Annotated in this window: 21 protein-coding genes; 16 read left to right on the forward strand and 5 right to left on the reverse strand. The window is 45.2% G+C overall.

The features are described from left to right. The first annotated feature begins 36 nt into the window (after positions 1-36). From B2M23_RS10075 to B2M23_RS10110, 8 genes are all read left to right on the forward strand, one after another. Positions 37-885 carry a CvfB family protein gene (locus B2M23_RS10075; protein ID WP_038352625.1) on the forward strand — a complete coding sequence of 283 codons (849 nt, stop codon included), beginning with the start codon at positions 37-39 and terminating at the stop codon, positions 883-885. Between the two features lie 11 nt (positions 886-896). Further along, positions 897-2048, forward strand: coding sequence for a DUF362 domain-containing protein (locus tag B2M23_RS10080; protein ID WP_038352624.1), 1152 nt, complete (start codon positions 897-899; stop codon positions 2046-2048). 95 nt (positions 2049-2143) lie between these two features. Further along, complete coding sequence (gene ilvB, locus B2M23_RS10085; protein ID WP_038353096.1) at positions 2144-3781, forward strand: biosynthetic-type acetolactate synthase large subunit; 1638 nt, start codon at positions 2144-2146, stop codon at positions 3779-3781. A gap of 10 nt (positions 3782-3791) precedes the next feature. Further along, entirely contained in the window at positions 3792-4280 is a 489-nt protein-coding gene (gene ilvN, locus B2M23_RS10090) for an acetolactate synthase small subunit (RefSeq protein WP_013381582.1), read from the forward strand. Positions 4281-4292: 12 nt separating this feature from the next. Beyond that, on the forward strand, positions 4293-5207 hold the full coding sequence (locus B2M23_RS10095) for a DMT family transporter (protein WP_038352623.1): 915 nt from the start codon (positions 4293-4295) through the stop codon (positions 5205-5207). A gap of 218 nt (positions 5208-5425) precedes the next feature. Beyond that, positions 5426-5944 carry an NADH-quinone oxidoreductase subunit NuoE gene (nuoE, locus tag B2M23_RS10100; RefSeq protein ID WP_038352622.1) on the forward strand — a complete coding sequence of 173 codons (519 nt, stop codon included), beginning with the start codon at positions 5426-5428 and terminating at the stop codon, positions 5942-5944. 3 nt (positions 5945-5947) lie between these two features. After that, positions 5948-7705, forward strand: coding sequence for an NADH-quinone oxidoreductase subunit NuoF (locus B2M23_RS10105; protein ID WP_038352621.1), 1758 nt, complete (start codon positions 5948-5950; stop codon positions 7703-7705). Between the two features lie 15 nt (positions 7706-7720). Beyond that, a complete protein-coding gene (locus tag B2M23_RS10110; RefSeq protein WP_038352620.1) occupies positions 7721-11227 on the forward strand; it encodes an FAD-dependent oxidoreductase in 3507 nt (1168 codons plus the stop codon). Positions 11228-11246: 19 nt separating this feature from the next. Here the strand turns inward: B2M23_RS10110 and B2M23_RS10115 are convergent, their stop codons facing one another. After that, positions 11247-11705, reverse strand: coding sequence for a hypothetical protein (locus B2M23_RS10115; RefSeq protein WP_038352619.1), 459 nt, complete (start codon positions 11703-11705; stop codon positions 11247-11249). Between the two features lie 154 nt (positions 11706-11859). Here B2M23_RS10115 and B2M23_RS10120 point away from each other — a divergent pair, with 154 nt between their 5' ends. Both B2M23_RS10120 and B2M23_RS10125 read left to right on the forward strand, forming a co-directional pair. Beyond that, positions 11860-12264, forward strand: coding sequence for a DUF3887 domain-containing protein (locus tag B2M23_RS10120; RefSeq protein WP_038352618.1), 405 nt, complete (start codon positions 11860-11862; stop codon positions 12262-12264). A gap of 109 nt (positions 12265-12373) precedes the next feature. Then, positions 12374-12820: a flavodoxin gene (locus B2M23_RS10125; RefSeq protein ID WP_038352617.1), complete on the forward strand. Its 447-nt coding sequence runs from the start codon at positions 12374-12376 to the stop codon at positions 12818-12820. Between the two features lie 16 nt (positions 12821-12836). Here the strand turns inward: B2M23_RS10125 and B2M23_RS10130 are convergent, their stop codons facing one another. After that, entirely contained in the window at positions 12837-13019 is a 183-nt protein-coding gene (locus tag B2M23_RS10130) for a FeoB-associated Cys-rich membrane protein (RefSeq protein WP_038352616.1), read from the reverse strand. 201 nt (positions 13020-13220) lie between these two features. Between B2M23_RS10130 and B2M23_RS10135 the strand changes: the two genes are divergently transcribed. Together B2M23_RS10135 and B2M23_RS10140 are read left to right on the forward strand one after the other, a co-directional pair. Next, positions 13221-13673, forward strand: a complete 453-nt coding sequence (locus B2M23_RS10135) for a MarR family winged helix-turn-helix transcriptional regulator (protein ID WP_052237286.1) — start codon at positions 13221-13223, stop codon at positions 13671-13673. Positions 13674-13688: 15 nt separating this feature from the next. After that, the gene (locus tag B2M23_RS10140; RefSeq protein WP_038352615.1) at positions 13689-13979 is read left to right on the forward strand and encodes a hypothetical protein; all 291 of its coding nucleotides are present in this window, start codon (positions 13689-13691) and stop codon (positions 13977-13979) included. Positions 13980-14003: 24 nt separating this feature from the next. On the opposite strand, the gene B2M23_RS10145 is transcribed toward B2M23_RS10140, so the two are convergent. Then, entirely contained in the window at positions 14004-15440 is a 1437-nt protein-coding gene (locus tag B2M23_RS10145; RefSeq protein WP_052237285.1) for a sensor domain-containing diguanylate cyclase, read from the reverse strand. 157 nt (positions 15441-15597) lie between these two features. On the opposite strand from B2M23_RS10145, the gene B2M23_RS10150 reads away from it, so the two are divergent. From B2M23_RS10150 to B2M23_RS21165, 4 genes are all read left to right on the forward strand, one after another. Then, a complete protein-coding gene (locus B2M23_RS10150; RefSeq protein ID WP_038352614.1) occupies positions 15598-16383 on the forward strand; it encodes an HAD family hydrolase in 786 nt (261 codons plus the stop codon). Positions 16384-16865: 482 nt separating this feature from the next. Next, positions 16866-17807, forward strand: a complete 942-nt coding sequence (locus B2M23_RS10155) for a GGDEF domain-containing response regulator (protein WP_038352613.1) — start codon at positions 16866-16868, stop codon at positions 17805-17807. 221 nt (positions 17808-18028) lie between these two features. Then, on the forward strand, positions 18029-19309 hold the full coding sequence (gene serS, locus B2M23_RS10160; RefSeq protein ID WP_038352612.1) for a serine--tRNA ligase: 1281 nt from the start codon (positions 18029-18031) through the stop codon (positions 19307-19309). Between the two features lie 103 nt (positions 19310-19412). After that, the gene (locus B2M23_RS21165) at positions 19413-19589 is read left to right on the forward strand and encodes a hypothetical protein (protein ID WP_167617851.1); all 177 of its coding nucleotides are present in this window, start codon (positions 19413-19415) and stop codon (positions 19587-19589) included. Positions 19590-19774: 185 nt separating this feature from the next. Here the strand turns inward: B2M23_RS21165 and B2M23_RS21170 are convergent, their stop codons facing one another. Continuing rightward, positions 19775-19933 (reverse strand): hypothetical protein, encoded by a 159-nt coding sequence (locus B2M23_RS21170; RefSeq protein ID WP_154557099.1) that lies wholly within the window; start codon positions 19931-19933, stop codon positions 19775-19777. A 29-nt stretch (positions 19934-19962) separates the two neighbouring features. Continuing rightward, the gene (locus B2M23_RS10165; RefSeq protein ID WP_013381565.1) at positions 19963-20220 is read right to left on the reverse strand and encodes a GlsB/YeaQ/YmgE family stress response membrane protein; all 258 of its coding nucleotides are present in this window, start codon (positions 20218-20220) and stop codon (positions 19963-19965) included. Positions 20221-20224: the final 4 nt, after the last annotated feature.

Below are 20224 nucleotides of genomic sequence, written 5' to 3' on the forward strand. Positions count from 1 at the left end.
TACAAAATTAAAAAAAGGAATAAGTGGAAAAGTAAAGTGATCGAAATAGGAAAAACACAGCGTCTGACGGTTGACCGTCAGACATCAGTAGGTTTATATTTAACAGCGGGCGATAGTGGAGATAAAAAGAAGGACAGTGTTCTGTTGCCGCAGAAAGAAGTCCCTCAAAATTGTAAGGTTGGCGATGAAATCGAGGTGTTTGTTTACCGGGATTCTCAGGACCGGCTCATCGCGACAACAAGAAAGCCCAAAATCATGTTGGGTGAGTTTGCACCTTTAAAGGTGGTGGACATTACTAAGGTCGGCGCTTTTTTGGACTGGGGTCTGGAGAAAGATCTTTTACTGCCTTACCATGAGCAGATTACAAGAGTACAGAAGGGACGCGAATACCTTGTGAATCTTTACATTGACAAAAGCAACCGTCTCTGTGCGACCATGAAGGTTTATCCGCTGCTTAAAGCCCAATCACCCTATAAGGATGGCGACTGGGTCGAGGGTTACATTTATCAGATTAATCCAGAGCTCGGGGGCTTTGTCGCGGTAGATAACGCCTATCATGGTATGATCCTGAAAAAGGAAATGACAACCGATTTTCATTGTGGCGATAAGATTAAAGCCAGAGTGACGGAGATTCGTAAGGATGGCAAGCTTGTTTTAAGCCCCAATAAAAAAGCTTATAAGGAAATACCAAAGGATGCGCTTCTAATTCTGGATAAGCTGAAGAAAAACGGCGGAATGCTGCCATACAATGATAAAACCAATCCTTCAATCGTCAGCAAAGAGTTTAAAATGAGCAAGAGCTCCTTTAAACGCGCATTGGGCAAGCTGATGAAAGAAAAGAAAATAAAACAAACGGCCAACGGCATCGAGCTGATTGGTAAATAAAGAGGTAAGGAATGTCTCAGGTAGCTTTAATTCAATGCGATTCCTATGACACAGAAGCTGTCTATAAAGCCCTAAAGCAGGGTGTGGCGGCGTTGGGGGGAATCGAGTGTTTTGTCCGCCCGGCGGAAAAGATTTTACTGAAGCCTAATCTGCTTCGTGGGAAGAAAAAGGAAAGTGCTGTAACGACCCATCCGGCAGTATTTGAAGCAATGGTTCGTATTCTGGACGAGGCGGCGTGTAAGAATCTGTGCTATGGTGATTCCCCGGGAATCGGAAATCCTGAAAAGGTTGCAGAGGAAGCGGGAATCAAGGAAGTGGCTGACCGGCATAGCATCTCGCTGCTGGAGTTTTCAAAGGGAAAAACGGTCGCCTACCCTGAAGGGGTGACAACCAAAAAATTTGAACTGGCTGAGGGTGTCTTGGAAAGCGATGCTATTATCAGCATCTGTAAGATGAAAACTCATGGTCTCACACGGATTACCGGTGCGGTAAAGAACCAGCTTGGCTGTGTTTATGGATTTAATAAAGGAGCATGCCACGCGCGCTACCCTGACAGTCTGCAATTTGGAAAAATGCTGGTCGATCTGAATCTGTGCATAAAGCCTCGCCTTTTCGTGATGGATGGAATCATCGCAATGGAGGGGAATGGTCCGGCGTCAGGAACACCTGTCGCCATGAATCTGCTCCTGGTCTCAGATGATCCTGTCGCCCTGGACGCTACCTTTGCCCGTCTGGTGGATCTGGAGCCGTCTTATGTGCCAACCATTGCTTCAGGTGAAGAAATGGGCCTTGGCACTGGTGACGCTGATAAAATTGAGATTCTTGGTGAAAAGCTCGAGGACCACATCAACCGCAACTTTAATGTTGAGCGGATTCCGGTCCGTTCCGAGGTAAACAGCACTATTGGCCAGCTGTCTAAAATCAGAGGACTGATTACCAGAAAGCCTGTTATTATCGAAGAACGCTGTGTACGCTGCGGCATCTGCGTAGCCTCCTGTCCTCTGGAGGATAAAGCGCTGACATGGAAAGAAACACGCAATGGCCGCATACCGCATTACAATTACCATAAATGCATTCGCTGTTATTGTTGCCAGGAAATGTGTCCTAAAAAGGCCATTACAGTTAAAACACCGCTTTTAGGTAAATTGTTGATATATCGTTAAATTTTTATCTTTTAAAATAGTCTTGACAGTTTATTTTAAAAATAATATCATAGACTGAATTACTAAATTATACTAAAGTAAAGGGAGTGATTCCACTGTTAGCAGCAAAGTTGATTTTAAAGTGTTTGGAGAAAGAGAATGTGGAGGTCGTCTTCGGTTATCCGGGCGGTGCGCTGCTGCCCTTGTACGAAGCGTTTCGTGAATCCCCCATCCAGCATGTGCTGGTCCGGAATGAACAGGCAGGACCACATTACGCCAGCGGTTATTCAAGAGAGTCCGGCAAGGTAGGCGTCTGTCTGGCAACCTCTGGTCCAGGAGCAACCAATATGGTCACTGGAATCGCTACCGCTTATTTGGATTCTATTCCACTTGTCGCCATTACAGGGCAGGTTAACAGAGATCTTATTGGAACGGATGCTTTTCAGGAAGCAGATATTACCGGTGCCACCGAGCCGTTTACCAAGCATTCTTATCTGGTTCAGGACGCCGCAGATATTCCAAGGATTATAAGAGAAGCATTTCACATTGCTTCCACAGGCCGACCGGGCCCTGTTTTGATTGACATTCCAAGAGATGTGCAGAACACAAATCTCAAAAGTGTAAAATACTGTGAGAAGGTAGAGATACGGGGATATAAACCAACCTACGAGGGACATACCGGTCAGATACGGAGAGCGATCAGAAAGATGAAAGCAGCCAAGCGTCCGATTGTTTATGCTGGCGGCGGCGTTGTTTTAAGCTATGCCGAAAAAGAACTCCTTACCTTTGCCGAACAGAACGGTATTCCTGTTATCACCACACTGATGGGGATTGGATGCTTCCCGGAAGACAATCCGCTGTATTGCGGTATTGCCGGCAGCCACGGTTTCGAATACTCGAATAAAATTTTAGAGGCAGCGGATCTTTGCATCTGTGTAGGGGCCCGGATGTCGGACAGGGGAACCAATAACCTGATGGATATGATCAATGATATGGAGCTTATCCATATTGACATTGACCCTGCGGAAATCGGAAAAAACATTGATGATACCAATGTGCCCATTGTAGGCGATGCGCGTACGGTTTTACTCGACCTGATCCAGAAGGATTTAAAAAAGGATACCAGAGACTGGCTGAAAACCATTGAGATCATCAAGGAAAACCATCCGCTCCTGTACGACACACATCTGGATTTAGGCCTGGTGAATCCCAAGCTTTTGTTTGAAAAGTTAGGGGAGATCGCTTCGGATAACGCAACCGTTGTTGCTGATGTTGGGCTGAATCAGATTTGGTCGGCGCTGTATTTCAAGGTTTGTAAGGATCGGCATTACTTTACTTCAGGTGGTTTGGGAACGATGGGCTACAGTATCCCGGCAGCTGGTGGCGCTGCTTTTGCGACGCGGGAAAATCCGAAGCAGATTTTCGCGATTTGCGGTGACGGCAGCTTCCAGATGTCCATGGGTGAGCTGGGAGTTATCGCAGAGCACAATCTGGATATCAATATGATTATGATCAACAATCATAAGCTTGGAATGGTTCGGCAGCTCCAGCACGATATTTATGGCAAAAATCATTACAGCGGCACAGACATTAACTTCAGCATTGATTTTATGAAGCTGGCTGAGGCATACGGTATTAAAGGGTATCGGGCAAGCACAAATGTAGAGGCTGAAGCTGCCTTAAATGATGCCGTCGCTCATAAAGGGCCGACTCTGATCGAATGTCAGGTTCATGAAGACTTTATAAAGATTTAGGAGAGAAGCCATGGAAAACTATTGTTTATCCCTCTTGGTTGAAAATAACTTTGGGGTTTTAAGCCGTATTGCAGGGCTTTTTGCACGGCGCGGCTATAATATTGACAGCCTGACTGTCGGCACAACAGAGGATGCCAAGGTATCCCGTATCACCATCACGGTTACGGGTGATGAGCATATCCTTGCTCAGATAAAAAAACAGCTCAATAAGCTTATCGATGTCATCAAGGTCATTGAACTTAAGCCTGAGGACTCCATTCGCAGGGAGCTGGTGTTTATTAAGGTCAAAGCCAATGATGAAACCCGCTCAAACATTGTAGAAATCTCCAATTTATTCAGAGCCAATGTTGTAGATGTGGCACGCGAAAGCCTGGTGCTGGAGATTACCGGTACCCGGGATAAGGTCGATGCGTTTTTTAATATGATTGAGCCCTATGGAATTTTAGAATTTGTGCGCTCCGGCGATACTGGCCTTCAGAGAGGCCACCGGATGATTTAGGTGCTGCGGGGAATGAATTCAAAAAATAGAGGAGTATGCTTTATTTTACTGGCCGTCACACTGATGAGTACAGGCGGCCTTTTAATTAAAAGCATTGAGGCGAGTGCGATCAGCATTGCGTTTGGGAGAAGCTTGATTGCAGGGTGCGTTTTTCTGCCGTTTATAAAATGGAAAAAAATTAAGTTCAGCAAAAATTATATAGGTCTTATTATTTCTTATACTTATCTGACCATTAGTTTTGTCATTGCCACTAAGCTGACAACTGCTGCCAATGCGATTATACTACAGTGTACAGCACCTCTGTGGCTCTATCTGGCCTATCTTATCGGAGGAAAGAAGAAACTGGTCGTGCGGGAGTTTATTCCAAGGGTTACGATCTTAGCCGGAATTATCATTATTTTTTGCGACCCGCTGAACGCCTCTGGCAATGTGACCGCCATGGCTGGAAATATTTTAGCCTTATCAGCCGGTATTGCTTATGCGCTTGAACAGTATTTTATGGAGAAAAAGTATCCGATGGATGACATCACCATCATTGGATTTATCAATTTTATCATGGCTGGGGTAATGCTTGTGTTTATGCACAGCCAGATATCTTTTTCGGGTATCCCCGCGATAAACTGGCTGTACCTTGTATTACTCGGCGTCTTTCAAATTGGTATCTCTTACCTGTTTTTTCTCAAAGGGGTCCGGTTGGTATCGGCATTTGAAGCGTCGATTCTCTCGTTGCTGGAGCCGATACTTAACCCTGTCTTTGTCTTTTTATTTGTGGGCGAGGTTCCGAGTACTTACACAATTTGCGGATTTGCGGCCATTTTATGTGGGATTATGCTGACACTTATTCCCAATAAAAAGGCAACTGTGGTGGCATTGGGAATGGAAGAAGTCACCGAGACTGAAGAACAAAAGAAAAAATTATTAGAATAAAAGTGAAAAAATTCGCAAGAAAAGCTTGCAAAATTTTAAAATAGTAGTATAATAAAATCAATAAGGATTTATACTATAGAATAAGAAAATATTACCGCAAAACATTCCCGTTTTATCCTTAAAACGGGAAAATTTCTTTAAAAAAATTGGATACATTGTGCAAGTGGAAGAAATTGAGAAAGCTTGTTAAATCAGGAAGAAAAAAGTAAGGAGTAATTATGAATCACGAACACCATCATGATCATCACTGTGGCTGCGGCTGTCAGGATGAACCCAAATTTCCAGAATTAGATGCAGTTCTGGACGCGTACGCCGATGTGGCAGGAAGCCTGATTACCATTCTGCAGAAGGCTCAGGAAACTTACGGCTATTTGTCTCCGGACTTAATGTTGTATATTTCTCGTGAAACAGACATTCCAGTAGCGAAGATATACGGTGTTGCAACTTTTTATGCCCAATTCCGTATGAATCCTGTCGGTAAGCATCTGATCATGCTATGTCAGGGAACAGCCTGCCATGTTAATGGATCTTCGATGATTGAGGAGGCCGTAGTAGAGTATCTTGGAATTAACGAAGGGGAAACCACTGAGGATGGCCTTTTCACTTTAGAGAATGTTGCATGCCTGGGCTGCTGCTCTTTATCGCCGGTTATGATGATTGACGGAGAAACCTATGGGCAGCTTACAAAAGATAAGGTAGTTAACATTTTAACAGAACTGAAGGAACAGGAGGCGTAGGCGATGGAAAACTATAAAGTAATCATTGGACAGGGAAGCTGCGGGATCGCTGCTGGCGCCGCAAAGGTGGAAGAAGCCTTTAAAGATCAGATTGCTGCAAAGAGTCTGAGCATTGATCTTGAAAAAACAGGCTGTATCGGCACCTGTTATCTGGAACCCATTGTGGATGTGGTTGATCCTTCCGGCAGTAAGATTACCTATGTCAATGTAAATACCGCTGATGTTGAACGCATTGTGGATGAACATATCCTTGGTCAGAAAAATATTACAGATCTGCAGATGGCTGCTCAGGACAGAGAAATGATTGCCAAGCAAAAGCGCGTGGTACTTCAGAACTGTGGTATCATTGATCCTGAACGTATTGAGGATTATCTGGCTGTAGAGGGCTATAAAGCCGCTGAGAAGGCCATTAAGATGACGCCTGAGGAAATCATTGAAACGGTCAAAATCGCTGGATTAGGGGGCCGTGGTGGTGCAGGATTCCCAACCTGGTTTAAATGGAACGAGGCTCATAAGGCAAAGGGGGATGTCAAATATTTGATCTGTAACGCTGACGAAGGTGACCCTGGCGCATTTATGGACCGGTCCGTTCTCGAAAGTGATCCTCATGCGCTTATTGAAGGCATGATCATTGCCGCTAAGGCTATTGGGGCCAGCCAGGGGGTTGTCTATGTCCGCGCCGAGTATCCGCTGGCCATCAAGCGTCTTGAAAATGCCATTGGACAGGCTAGAGAAAAAGGATACCTGGGCGAAAATATTTTTGGTTCAGCCTTCAGCTTTGATCTGAGAATAAAAGCCGGCGCCGGTGCTTTTGTCTGCGGTGAAGAAACCGCGTTAATCGCATCACTTGAAGGCGAACGCGGGATGCCCCGCCTCAAGCCGCCATTCCCGGCACAGAAGGGCTACTGGGCAAAACCGACCAATATTAATAACGTAGAAACCTATGCAAACGTGCCGTGGATCTTCAGAAACTCCGGTGAAACCTATGGGCAGCTCGGAAATGAAAACTCCAAGGGGACCAAAGTATTTGCCTTAACCGGTAAAATCAAAAAGGGCGGCCTGGTTGAAATTCCAATGGGATTAACCCTTCGTGATGTTATTTATGATATTGGCGGCGGCATTAAAAACGATAAGGCCTTTAAGGCTGTTCAGATGGGCGGGCCATCCGGAGGATGTGTTCCGGCTGAGCTGGTGGATACGGTTATCGACTACCCTTCCATTATTAAAACCGGCGCGATCATGGGCTCCGGCGGGATGGTTGTTATGGATGAAACCACCTGTATGGTTGATATGGCGCGTTTCTTCCTGGATTTCACCCGGAAAGAATCCTGTGGTAAATGCAACTACTGCCGCATTGGGACCATGCGTATGCTGGAAATTTTGACACGTATCACAGAAGGCGATGGACGCGACGGTGACATCGAGCTTCTCGAAGAGCTCTGCCTCAAGGTTAAGGAGGGTTCTATGTGTGGTCTTGGCCAGACAGCACCGAACCCTGTTCTCACCACACTACGTTATTTCAGAAACGAGTATGAAGATCATATTTACAAGCATAAGTGTACAGCTCACAGCTGTAAGGCCCTGATTACCTACAGCATTGATGAAGAAAAATGCGTTGGCTGTACCCGATGTGCTAAAAACTGCCCTGTTGAGGCCATTTCAGGCGCACCTAAGAAAGTTCATGTTATCGATCAGGAAAAATGTATTAAGTGCGGCAAATGTGCCAGCGTTTGTAAATTTGATGCGGTAATCGTGGATTAGGAAGGAGTGAGGGACATGAAGAAATTAAGAATTAACATTAACGGAAAAGAAGTAACGGGTTTTGCAGAACAGACCATTTTAGATGTTGCCCGCGAAAACGGTATTGATATCCCGACTCTTTGCTATGACGAACGCACCGAGATTTATGGCTCCTGCGGCCTCTGCATGGTAGAAGTTGAAGGTAATCCAAAGCTCTTGAAAGCCTGCGCAACGCCCATTGCTGAGGGAATGGTTATCACGACTAAATCTGACAGAGTGTTGGAATCCAGAAAAACAAACCTGGAGCTTCTGTTATCCAAGCATATCGGCGATTGTGTGGCACCGTGTCAGCTGGAATGTCCGGGACAGACAGACTGTCAGGGATACGTTGGGCTTATAGCAAACGGGGAATATGAAGAAGCCATCAAGCTGATCAAGGATCGTCTGCCTTTGCCGGCATCTATTGGACGTGTTTGTCCGCACCCCTGCGAAAAGGCCTGCCGACGCGGCTTAGTAGATGAGCCTGTTTCGATTTTATGGCTCAAGCGATTTGCGGCGGATCTGGACATCGACAAAGGAATGTTTATGCCTGAAATCGCACCGGATACCCACAAAAGCATTGGCGTTATCGGCGGCGGCCCTGGCGGACTGACTGCAGCTTATTTTCTGAGAAAAGCGGGACATGCGGTCACCATATATGAAGCGATGCCTAAAGCCGGTGGAATGCTGCGCTATGGGATTCCTGAATATCGTCTGCCCAAAACCGTTCTGGATGAGGAAATCAAGCTGATAGAAGATATGGGCGTCACCATTAAGACAGGGGTACGCATTGGCGCGGATCTGCCCTTTGAGACCCTGAGAAAACAGCATGACGCCATGTATGTTGCCATTGGCGCCTGGACCAGCAGCGGACTGCGCTGTGAAGGCGTCGACGCTGATGGGGTCATTGGCGGGATTGAACTGCTCAGACAGATTGTCAACAATGAACCGGCAAACCTGGGTGACAGAGTCGCCATTGTCGGCGGCGGGAATACTGCTATGGATGCCTGCAGAAGCGCAGTACGCTTAGGTGCAAAGGAAGTTTATAATGTGTATCGCCGTACAGTAGCGGAAATGCCGGCTGAACAGGAAGAGATCGAGGAAGCGCAGGAAGAAGGCGTTGTCTTTAAGAACCTGTGCAATCCGATAGAAATTATTAAAGATGAAAATGGACATGTCAAGCAGATGCTGCTTCAGAAAATGGAACTGGGTGAACCGGATGCCAGTGGCCGCCGCCGTCCTGTTCCCATTGAAGGAGAAACGGAACGGATTGATGTGGACACTGTTATTCTGGCCATTGGCCAGGGAATAGACCCTGAAGGTATGGACGGGCTTGAACTGACGAAGTTCAATACAGTTGTCGCAGATGAAGAAACCTTTACGACGAACCTTGAGGGCGTCTTTGCAGGCGGTGACTGTGCCAATGACGGCGCTTCTATTGCGATCCGTGCCATTGGAGAAGCTAAAAAGGCAGTCAGCTTTATTAACGGATATCTGCAGGGACATGAAATTCGTTATCGCAAACCCTATTATGTCACCAGAGATGATATCGACGCAGATTATCTGGAAGGCAAAAAGAAATATAAGCGGCCTCCAATGGCGCATCTTACACCAGAGGAACGTAAAAATACCTTTGAAGAAATCGTCAAGGGTTATACACCTGAACAGGCCAGAGAAGAAGCGTCACGCTGTCTGGAATGCGGCTGTCACGATTACTTTGAATGTAAGCTGGTAGATTACGCCAATCAGTATGATGTGGCACCTGAACGCTTTGACGGTGAAAATGAAGAACTGATTTTTGAAGACGACCATCCATTTATTGTACGCAACCCTAATAAATGTATTCTCTGTGGCCGCTGTGTACGTGCCTGTGATGAGGTTGTTGGAGTGACCGCTCTTGGCCTGATGAATCGTGGCTTTGATACTGTCGTTGTACCGTCCCTTGGCGGAAAACTGGCTGATTCCGGCTGTATTTCCTGTGGAACCTGTATTTCTGTATGCCCAACCGGAGCGCTGGGAGAACGGGCGAGAGGCTTCAAGAACGTGCCGACCGATACAAAGAAGACACTAACAACCTGCGGATACTGTGGCGCCGGCTGCCAAATGGTAGTTGAGACCATGGGCGACACCATCGTGAAAGCAGTGCCAACCGATATCACTGCTGCGAATAATGAAGGCGTGATGTGTGGACGCGGACGTTTTGGAACTAACCAGGTTCAGTTGGGCGATCGCCTGACCAAGCCGTTAATCCGAAATGCAAAGGGACAACTGGAGGAAACAGACTGGTATGACGCTTTTGTCGCAATCGCCAAAAAAGCACAGACCATTTCTGCAAGAAATGGAGCAGAGGCTTTAAAAGTTGCTGTTTCACCCAAATATACTACTGAAGAGATTGCCATGATTAAAAAGCTGGCAGATAGTCTGAGAGCAGAAACATTCTCCTTCAGCAACACCGCTCACGGCGAAGATTCCGTACTGCCGTGCAGCGGCGAAATCCACAGTATGGATGAAGTTCTTTCAGCAGACGCTATACTGGTGCTGGGGTGCCTGCGGATAAACAACCCTGTGCTGCGCTATAAGCTCAGCCAGGCTTCTAAACGCGGTGCCTCAATCTTCTTCATCAATGCAGCTGAAGATGGGATGAATCGCATTGGGGATGAATTTACAACCGAATATGACGACTTGGATTTCCTGGGCGAAATTACAAAATATGTCCTTGAAAATCGGAAGGCAGCAGACACCCCCGATGGTTTAGAAGATTTGAAGGATTCTCTGGCAGCGCTTGAGATCAGCGAAGAATCTGAAATGATCGGGAATGCACTGGTGAACGCGAAACACCCGATGGTGGTTCTTGGCGGTAAATATATCACGGAAGAAGCTTCTGCTCTGGCAGCAGATATTGCGGTCCTCTTAGGAAAGAGCGATGGACCGAGACGCGGCGTTTTCAGAGTTGAACAGAAAAATAACAGCAAGGCACTTGGTCTGCTGGGTGTTACTCAGACACCTGAAGTACTGGACAATGCAAAAGGGATTATGATTTTTGGCGAAGACCCCAACGCGGATTTATCCGGTTATGATTTTATCATGGTTCAGGATACACACCTGACCCTAGCTGCCCAAAAGGCAGACGTTGTTCTTCCGGCACTGGCGTTCCCTGAAGTTGCAGGAACCTTTATCAATACTGAAGGCAGAATGCAGCGTGTCACACCGGCGGTCTCTCGCGCACTGCCCTATACCAACATTGGTATGGTAGTGGAAATTGGAAAAATCCTGGGTGAAAAGCCTGGTTCTACCTGTACCGGCCTGATCCGCAGAACGCTCCAGGCAGAGATACCTGAGCTGATGAATGTTGAGATTGGCAGTCAGATCCATAGCGGCAGATGTGAAGGCTCAGCTCATCTGGTACCGATGAAAAAGGATGGCTTCCTGTTTGAAGAAATCCCATATACGGACTTCCTGATGAATGAAATCACCGGTGAAATTAAAAAAGTAACACGCAAATAAAAAAGAAGAGCTTCCTGTTTCAGGAAGCTCTTCGTATTTTTTGAGGCCGTTTCTGGGGCCTGCGTCTGTGTTTTGAATTAAGATCCTTTGCAAAGATAAGGCGGAGCGCCATAAGGATCATTATCAGCGTTAAAGGGGCATATACAAGCTTTTCGATGGGATTGTCAGACATGAAGTTGCCGATGATATTTAGCAGATAATAGAGGCTCATGATCCAGAGAATGCTGTCCGCGCTTTTTCGTAAGCCTTTCATGGGAAGATAGTTTAGCTTGAGCAGTATACCAAAAATAAACAGCAGAATGAAGAAAATAGCAATCCATTCAGAAATTACGACTGACGCTTTATCAGTGATGGTGGTGTCCCAGATAATGTCGGGTGATACCACTCCAAATAATACCAAAATATGAATGATCAGTAAAACCAAAAGGGCAATCAGTAAAACATTTCCAATTCCCCGCGAGTTAATCTTAAGTTTCATCAGATACCCCTTTATTATTTGAGAATTCGTGGTTACTTTCTAGTTTAATATAAATAGAGACGAAAAGCAAAAGCTTTTTGAATTTGTGCAAAAGTCTTTTACTTGATATTATTCCCAATAGAAGATATAATACGCTAAGGAAAGTGAGGAATTAATGAAAAAGAAAAAATATCTGGCACTTTTTTTGATTGCGGTATCGGCCATGCTTCTGTTTACCGGTTGCAACAAGGGAAAATATGGTGAGGACACTAAGATGAAATCAGAAGAAATCACCCGTTCGCTGGTACAGGCTCTGGCTGAGGGAGATTATGCAAAAGCGGCTGACGATTTCTCATATACCACTAAGGCGAAGGAAGAAATAAATGCTCAATCACTTGAAACGCTCTGGGAGGGATTGTCTGAAGGAAAAGGTAATTTTAGAGAAGTATCCGGCCTTGAGGACGATAACTGGGATAAGGAGTTGAAAATTACGGTGATGTGTTCCTTTGAAAAGGGAACAGCAGAGCTTGTGGTGGCGTTTGACCGGACGGTAAAGATAAAATCAATCTATCCTGGCTGAGAGTGAAAAAAACGGATATATTGGTCTGAGAGATGAATAATTTTTAAACACAGGGGTATACCTCTTACTAAGATATTCGATGATTTATGAACCGCTAAGGAGAACGATGATGAGAAAAAATGAAAACAATAAGAATATTGCTGTTATTTATTGGAGCAATAGTGAAAATACAGAGATTATGGCCGAAAAAATTTCCAATGGCATTGATGAAGCCGGTCAGAAAGCAGATCTTTATAATGTAAGTCAGTTTCCGATCGAACGGATTGCAGACTATGATAAAGTAGCCCTTGGATGTCCGTCGATGGACGGTGAAGCGCTTGAAAAGAATACCTTTGAACCATTTTTTGAAGAAATCGAGTCCAATCTCAAAGGAAAAAAAGTAGCCCTTTTTGGTTCCTATGGGTGGGGCAACGGCGAATGGATGCGTGATTGGGAAGATCGGATTGGTCATACCGGAGCCCGTCTGTTTGACGAAGGACTGATGATCAAGGAATTCCCAGACGATGCTGGTCGCCATGCCTGTGTCGAGTTTGGAAAGGCCTTTGCAAGCTTTTAATAAAAAAAGACAGGAATCAATTCCTGTCTTTTTTTAGTTCAGGTTCCTGAGCCGGACGGCACTGGCTGGCATGAGAGCAGCCGCTGCAGCCACAGCCACAGCCTGTCTGGCCGCTTCGGGCTTTTTTTATCTGGTTATAGATAATCAGTGCCATTGGAATAAAGACAATGGCAGCAATAATAAAAGTTGCAAAATTCATATCGTCACTTCCTTATCGATTGGATTCATAAAAGTAAGTTGCATTTAACTTATAACTATAGTTTAAACACTCTAACATATTTTGTCAAGGGGCAGGAAGAGATTTAAGCTAAGATTGGTTTTGACAAGCAGGGAACAGTAGGCTATAATAAACGCAGCCGCAACGAATTGTTTGCGGATGCATGAGATTAAAGAGGATGTTATGAATAAACTTGAATCTTCAAGAAGTCTGATGAAGTGGCTGTCGGTGGCAAATCGTTTTACAGGCATGGCTTTGGATAAGGAGTTGGCCGAGATGGGGCTCAACTCAAGCCAGCATTTTTTTGTGGTAAAAATCTGCGAGGAACCAGGGATTACCCAGGATAAGCTGCAGTCTCTGATTTATTTAAATCCCAGCAATATTACTAGGGGCATCGCCCAGCTGGCCCAAAAAGGATTTGTAACCAAGGAAACAAACAGCCGTGACAAACGAACCAGCTGTCTGTATCCTACAGAGAAGGCAGAAGCTTGTTATCAGAAAATAAAGGCGATACAGAAAAACTGGATGAAGGTCCTGACCAAGGACTTTACAGAGGAAGAACGCGCGCTCTTATGTACAATGGTAGAGCGAACGGCCAAAAATGCTCTGGATTTTTTTAACGATGAGCAAGCATAGAGGAGAGGTAATAAGATGGAAGAAATAAGACGCATTACAATCTATCTTGGACTGGAGGAGTACCCTCTGGAGTTCATTACACTGGCACCCATGTCGCCGGATGAAGCAGATCTTATCATAGAGATGGGCGAAGGCTTTTTTAAAGACATTAACCCTGAAATGATGGATGAATATGTGATGGAAGACAAGTTGAACCGTTTTTATGACGAGGTACGGGTGAGGACGGAGATAGAGCTCTTCTGCCCTTTGTTTGAGAAAGAGACCATCGCAAATATTGAGCGATTGATCGAGGCCTATGAGAAATAAAAAAGACGGACATGTCCGTCTTTTTTATTGCGGATCGCTGTAAAACTGGTAGTTGCCTTTACCGGAGTTTTTGGCCCGGTAAAGGGCCTCGTCGGCATGTTGCATGACCTCTGTGTAAGAGGTGCCGTCGCCGGGATACCAGGCGATGCCAATACTCAGTGAAATAGGTATATTAGGACCGGCAGCGGTAATGTTGCAGAGCATTTCGGCCTTTTGTCTTACAATATCTGCGGTCGGCAGATCCTTGATCCAGACGATAAATTCGTCGCCGCCAAAGCGGGCGATAATGTCTGTCTCCCGGAAGCAGTGTAGGAGTATCTGAGCCACAGAAAAAAGGACGTCGTCGCCGGTCTGATGTCCGTAAGTGTCATTGATGCATTTAAAATCATCAATGTCGAGAAAAAAACAGGCATGACGCTGCTTTTGTCCCTCCTTTTTCAAATGGCGCTCAATGATGGTATGCGCAATGTCTTTATTGTAAAGACGTGTGAGCGGGTCGCGCTGGTTAGCTTCCATCTGCTTTCCGAAGCGTTTGATAATGGCGAGAACCGTGGCCAGGATAACGACGTAAAGCAGAATGTTGAAAATCATCAAAACAAAGGCTCCGGCGTTAATGGGGGTTGTCTGCTTGTCAATGGTCTCAGCCATCACCAGAGAGATCATGGTCCAGTCGTTAATGCCGACGGGCTCAAAATAGACATAGCGCTCATTGTTATTGCGAAAATAAGTGAACAAGCCGGATTCTTCGTTTTTCACGCGGGATTTGAAGCTTTCTAGAGTATTTTCTCCTCTGAATTCCATCTGTTGTTCGAGAGCGTCATAAAACGTATCAAAATCCTCCATACCGACATAGCTCGAGACCATTTTTCCGTTTTTCTGCATGATCATGGTTGCGCCAGCGCCCTTGAACTGAGAACTGCTGAGCAGGTCGGTGAAGGACTGGACATCATATTGGGCACAGGCAGCGCCTGTGATAACACCGTCACGCTCAATGGGAATGGCGAGGACAATGATATCTCGCCCTGTAGAGGGGTCCGTGACAACATTTGAAACTACGCGTTCGCCTTTAATGGCACGCTGAAAATAATCCTGATCCGATACATTTTGTTTTGAGCCGCTGCCGGTATAAATGGAGCCGTCAAGGCCGGCAACGCCGATCTGGGAATAAGTGTTTCCCAGATTTTTCTGCTGGAGAAGCTCAAATATTTCATGGTCATTAATGCCGGTGTTGACGCCACAGAAAATAGCGATGGTGTCAAGCTCGCTGAAGTAATTGTCGATCAGGCTGTTAGTCAGTATGATGCTCTGGTCAGTGGATTTTTTCATGTCGGCTTTTGATTTTTCTGCCAGAATATTTCGAGTATTGTTTTGATACAAAACAAAGCTGACAACAGACAATAAAACGAGTACAATCACGATGGCAATCAGTATTATATTGGAAGACGACTTTTTTCTAAGCATAATTCCCCTCATCCCTTAACCACAAAGGCTGCCGGTAAAAATTGAAATGGTAAACAATGGCTTACCATCTGGTCATACCGTTCTTTTAGTGTTATTATTAGGTATTATAAGATAAAAAATACAAAAAAGAAATACTGAATTGAAAGGTTTGCTAAAAATGGTTAAATTGATTTCGGCAGATATGGACGGTACGCTTTTAGACAGTAATAAAGAGCTCTCACCAGAGCTTTTCCCATTGATTGAGTCGCTCGCAGAACAGGGTGTCCGCTTTGCAGCAGCCAGCGGCAGACAATATTATAATCTGGAACACATTTTTGAGCCGATAAAGGATAAGATGATCTTCATCGCTGAAAATGGTTCAGTGGTTTTTGAGAATAATGTGAACAGTTTTGCCAATGTGATTGACAGGGAGACTGTTTGTGAAATTGTAGAAGAGATCCGAAAGATAACCGGAGCCAGCCCTGTTATCTGTGGACTGAGAGGTGCTTACGCTGAAAGCGATGAGCCGGAGCTTTTGGAAAACATAAAGATGTATTACCGCCGGTATGAGATAATGGACGATATTCTGAAGACAGAAGATGACATCTGCAAAATTGCTGTTTATGACTATGTGAATGCCGAAACCAACAGCCATATTCCACTTGTGGAGGCCTTTGGAAAACAGATGGAGATCGCTGTTTCGGGTGAACACTGGGTGGATCTTTCTAACCCAGGCTGCAACAAAGGGACAGCCATCAGCAAAATTCAGGAAAAATACGGGATCAGTTATGAAGAGACCATGCTCTTTGGCGATTACCTTAATGATTATGAGATGATGAAAACCGGAAGATACAGCTATGCTATGGAAAATGCCCATCCACAGCTTAAGGAAATCTGCAATTACACGGCAAAATCCAATGATGAAAACGGCGTGGTGGAAGCAATAAGGGCATATTTCAAATAAATACAGCCTGCGGCAGACGTTTTGAAAAGAGACGTACTGCCTTTTTTTATTGCAGTAAACAGCAGAAATTGGAAGAAAAATAATATAAAATGATTGCTTAAAAAGGAATAAAGACGTATAATAATGCATAAGGAAAACTAAATAAACAAATGCGGCATCCGGAAAGTGTTGGGAGCACTGTCCGGCTTGCGCAGGGTGACACTACCACCATACACAACGTCCCGTGGGGGCCGTACCGCATACTGATTATTATAGGCTATTTTTCTTCCAAAAACAAGAGAAGACCTATATTTTTTGGTAGGCTTATTTGTGTAAGCATTTTTTCGCTTTGATGACTTTTAGCTGTGTATGGGTGTCGTGTCCCTGCACGGCTTTTTTTATGATGTTTCCTGTGTTTCGCCACCTGGTCAGCTGCTGGCTCGGCCGGGTGGTATTTTTTAGAAAGACTCTCCGGGCGGAGAACAGGTAAGGGGGTGGACAGTATGCGTCAGAGAATATTAATTGTTGATGATATGAAACAAAACCGGGAGATTTTGGGGATGATGTTTCAGGACACCTTCGAGATTTTAGAGGCTGAAAACGGATATGAGGCTATGTGCTGTATACGCGAAAATCACGATATGCTGGCAGCAGTGCTATTGGATGTTGTGATGCCAGAGATGGACGGGTTCGAGGTTCTTGAGCATATGCGGGACGAGGCTATAACAGAAGTGCTGCCTGTGGTGCTCATAACCGCAGAGGAGCCTGGGATAGCGGCGCGCAGAGGGTATGCGCTTGGTGCACTTGACATTTTGACAAAACCCTTTGATCCTGTTGTGATAAAAAAGCGGGTAGAGAACATCATTGAGCTGGGAAGCCGTAAAAAGGAATTTAAAAAATTAAAAAATGAGGCGGAAAATGATGCCTTGACAGGGATCTTTAACCGAAAGGCAATGGAGAATCGCATTGGAGATATACTGACCAATTCAGAGACCCGATGCGGGGCCTTGTGCTTCATTGATGTTGATAATTTTAAGACCATCAACGATAGCTTCGGACATCTGTATGGCGACGAAGTGCTGAAGCAGATGGCTGAAAATTTAAAGAACTGTGCCTTGCCGGGAGATGTGGTAGGACGAATCGGTGGGGATGAGTTTATGATCTTTTTCAGAAATTATCCTTCTGAGGAGCGTCTGAAACAAAAAATCGCTGGCATTTGTGAGAACTTCAGATGCTATACAGCTGAGGGGCAGATTACAGGGAGTATCGGAGTGGCGCGGTATCCTCAAGATGGAGACTGTTACGGTGTCCTTTTCTGTAAAGCAGACCAGGCTCTTTATCACTTGAAAAGGTCAGGAAAAGACGGATATCAGTTTTATAATGAAAGCTGTACCAGCCTGCCTTTTCAATCTGTACTGACTCAGGTTGAAGGTGAAATGAAATAAAAGAAATGGATAGAGGCACAAAGCATTGTAGAACACGCTGCTTTGTGTTTTTTGATGGAGAAGAAAAAATTTTTGAATTAATGGTATTTCGGCTATGAGAGAATGGCTATTTTGTTTTAGATTTGTTATAATTGGTGGTATCTGTAAAATAATAATGAGCAAGAGGGATTTTCGATTGTCATTAGGCAGCGAAGAGGCACCCATAGATTCAAGGAGGAAACATGTTAGATATTAAATTACTGCGTACCGATCCGGAACTTGTGAAGGAAAATATCCGAAAAAAATTCCAGGATGAGAAGCTGGTTTTGGTTGATGAAGTTGTCGAAATGGACAAAAAGTACCGTGACTCCAAAACTGAGGGAGATACCCTGAGAGCACAGCGTAATACCATCAGCAAGCAAATCGGCGGCTTTATGTCCAAGGGACAGAAGGATGAAGCTGAGAAGGCTAAAGCACAGGTTGTGGAGATCAACAAACAACTGGAGGAGCTGGAAGCTCAGGAGGCAAAGCTTGAGGGAGAAATCCGGGAAAGAATGCTGGTGATTCCGAACATCATTGATTCCTCAGTGCCCATTGGCCGCGATGACAGCGAAAATGTTGAGGTTGAACGCTTTGGGGAGCCAGTGGTACCAGAATACGAGGTGCCCTACCACATTGACATTATGGAAAAATTCAACGGTGTGGATCTTGACAGCGCCCGCAAGACCAGCGGCAACGGCTTCTATTATCTGAGCGGCGACATCGCGAGACTGCACTCAGGTATTTTATCTTATGCCCGTGATTTTATGATCGACCGCGGCTTTACTTACTACATCCCCCCGTTCATGATCCGCAGCGATGTGGTCACCGGTGTTATGAGCTTTTCTGAAATGGAAAACATGATGTATAAAATCGAGGGTGAAGATCTCTACCTGATCGGTACCAGCGAGCACTCTATGATTGGTAAATTCATCGACACTATTTTAGATGAAAATCAGCTGCCGCAGACCCTTACAAGCTACTCACCATGCTTCAGAAAAGAAGTGGGCTCACATGGGATTGAGGAACGCGGTGTTTACCGTATCCATCAGTTTGAAAAACAGGAAATGGTCGTGGTGTGCGAGCCGGAAGACAGCATGATGTGGTTTGAGAGACTGTATACCAACACGGTTGATTTCTTCCGTTCACTGGATATTCCTGTGCGCACACTGGAATGCTGCTCAGGAGATCTGGCAGACCTGAAAGTCAAGAGTATTGATGTTGAGGCGTGGTCACCGCGTCAGCAGAAATATTTTGAAGTGGGCAGCTGCTCTAATCTGGGCGACGCGCAGGCACGGCGTCTGGGCATCCGCGTCCGCAGCAAGGAAAAAGGAAAATACTTTGCCCATACGCTGAACAATACTGTGGTTGCGCCTCCGCGTATGCTCATCGCCTTCCTTGAAAATAATATTAACGAGGACGGTACCATTAATATTCCAGAACCGCTGCGTATGTACATGGGTGGCAAGGGAAAAATTCAATAGAATCAGAGGGGAGGTGTATTGGAAAATACATCTCCTTTTATGATTTTTTTACGGGAAGATTGGGTAGATACAATGGTATCAATCTACGAAAGAGGAACCTGAAATGAAGCTAGCAAAAGAATACCAGGGGCACTATATGGATGTAATCTACAGTGATGAACGGATACAGGGCATTATCAACGAGACAGGCGAGGTGGTGGACGGCCTGACGGTTGGCGAGGTCATTGAAAAGTTTAAAAGCCAGGTGAAAGCCAAAGAACAGAGCTTTGCAGAATTTTAACGAAATTTTTAGACTGTCTGGCTTGAATCTTAACGCAGAGGTGGTGTAGAATGAGCTTGTTTCCAAGAACATCGCCTCTTTTTTAGTGAACAAGAGCGCTTAGTATTTTCCCCAAACGAACATCCTGGCTGCACCCCGGGATGTTTTTTACATAAAAAAAGTCCGGCGGCGCCGGACTCGGTCAATTATTCAGAAATGGCTGAGGCTGTCTCTTCAACAGCTTCTTCTGCCTTATCTCTCAGGCTTTCGCCATCAGATGCTTTTTCAGCACTTTTGTTTTTCAAAAGACTAAAGATTAAAACAGCTGCGCCAATGGCGGCAGCTGCGCGTAATAAACGTGCCATGGGTGATTCCTCCTTTATTTATGCTGTGTTCAGCTTTCTTTTCTTCCCAAACCAAGAATAAGGGATACGATGACAACGAGGATGATTGCTCCAATGATGGACGGAAAAACCGCCATACCAGCAATCTGCGGTCCCCAGTTACCTAAAAGTAATTCACCGAGATATGAGCCGATGATCCCGGCAACGATGTTGCCGACCCAGCCGGCCGGTAGTCTTCTGCTTGTTATAGCTCCGGCAATGGCACCGATGATGCCGCCGATAATTAAAACCCAAATCAGGTGGAACATAATT

This window comes from Eubacterium limosum, assembly GCF_000807675.2.
GTDB lineage: Bacteria > Bacillota > Clostridia > Eubacteriales > Eubacteriaceae > Eubacterium > Eubacterium limosum.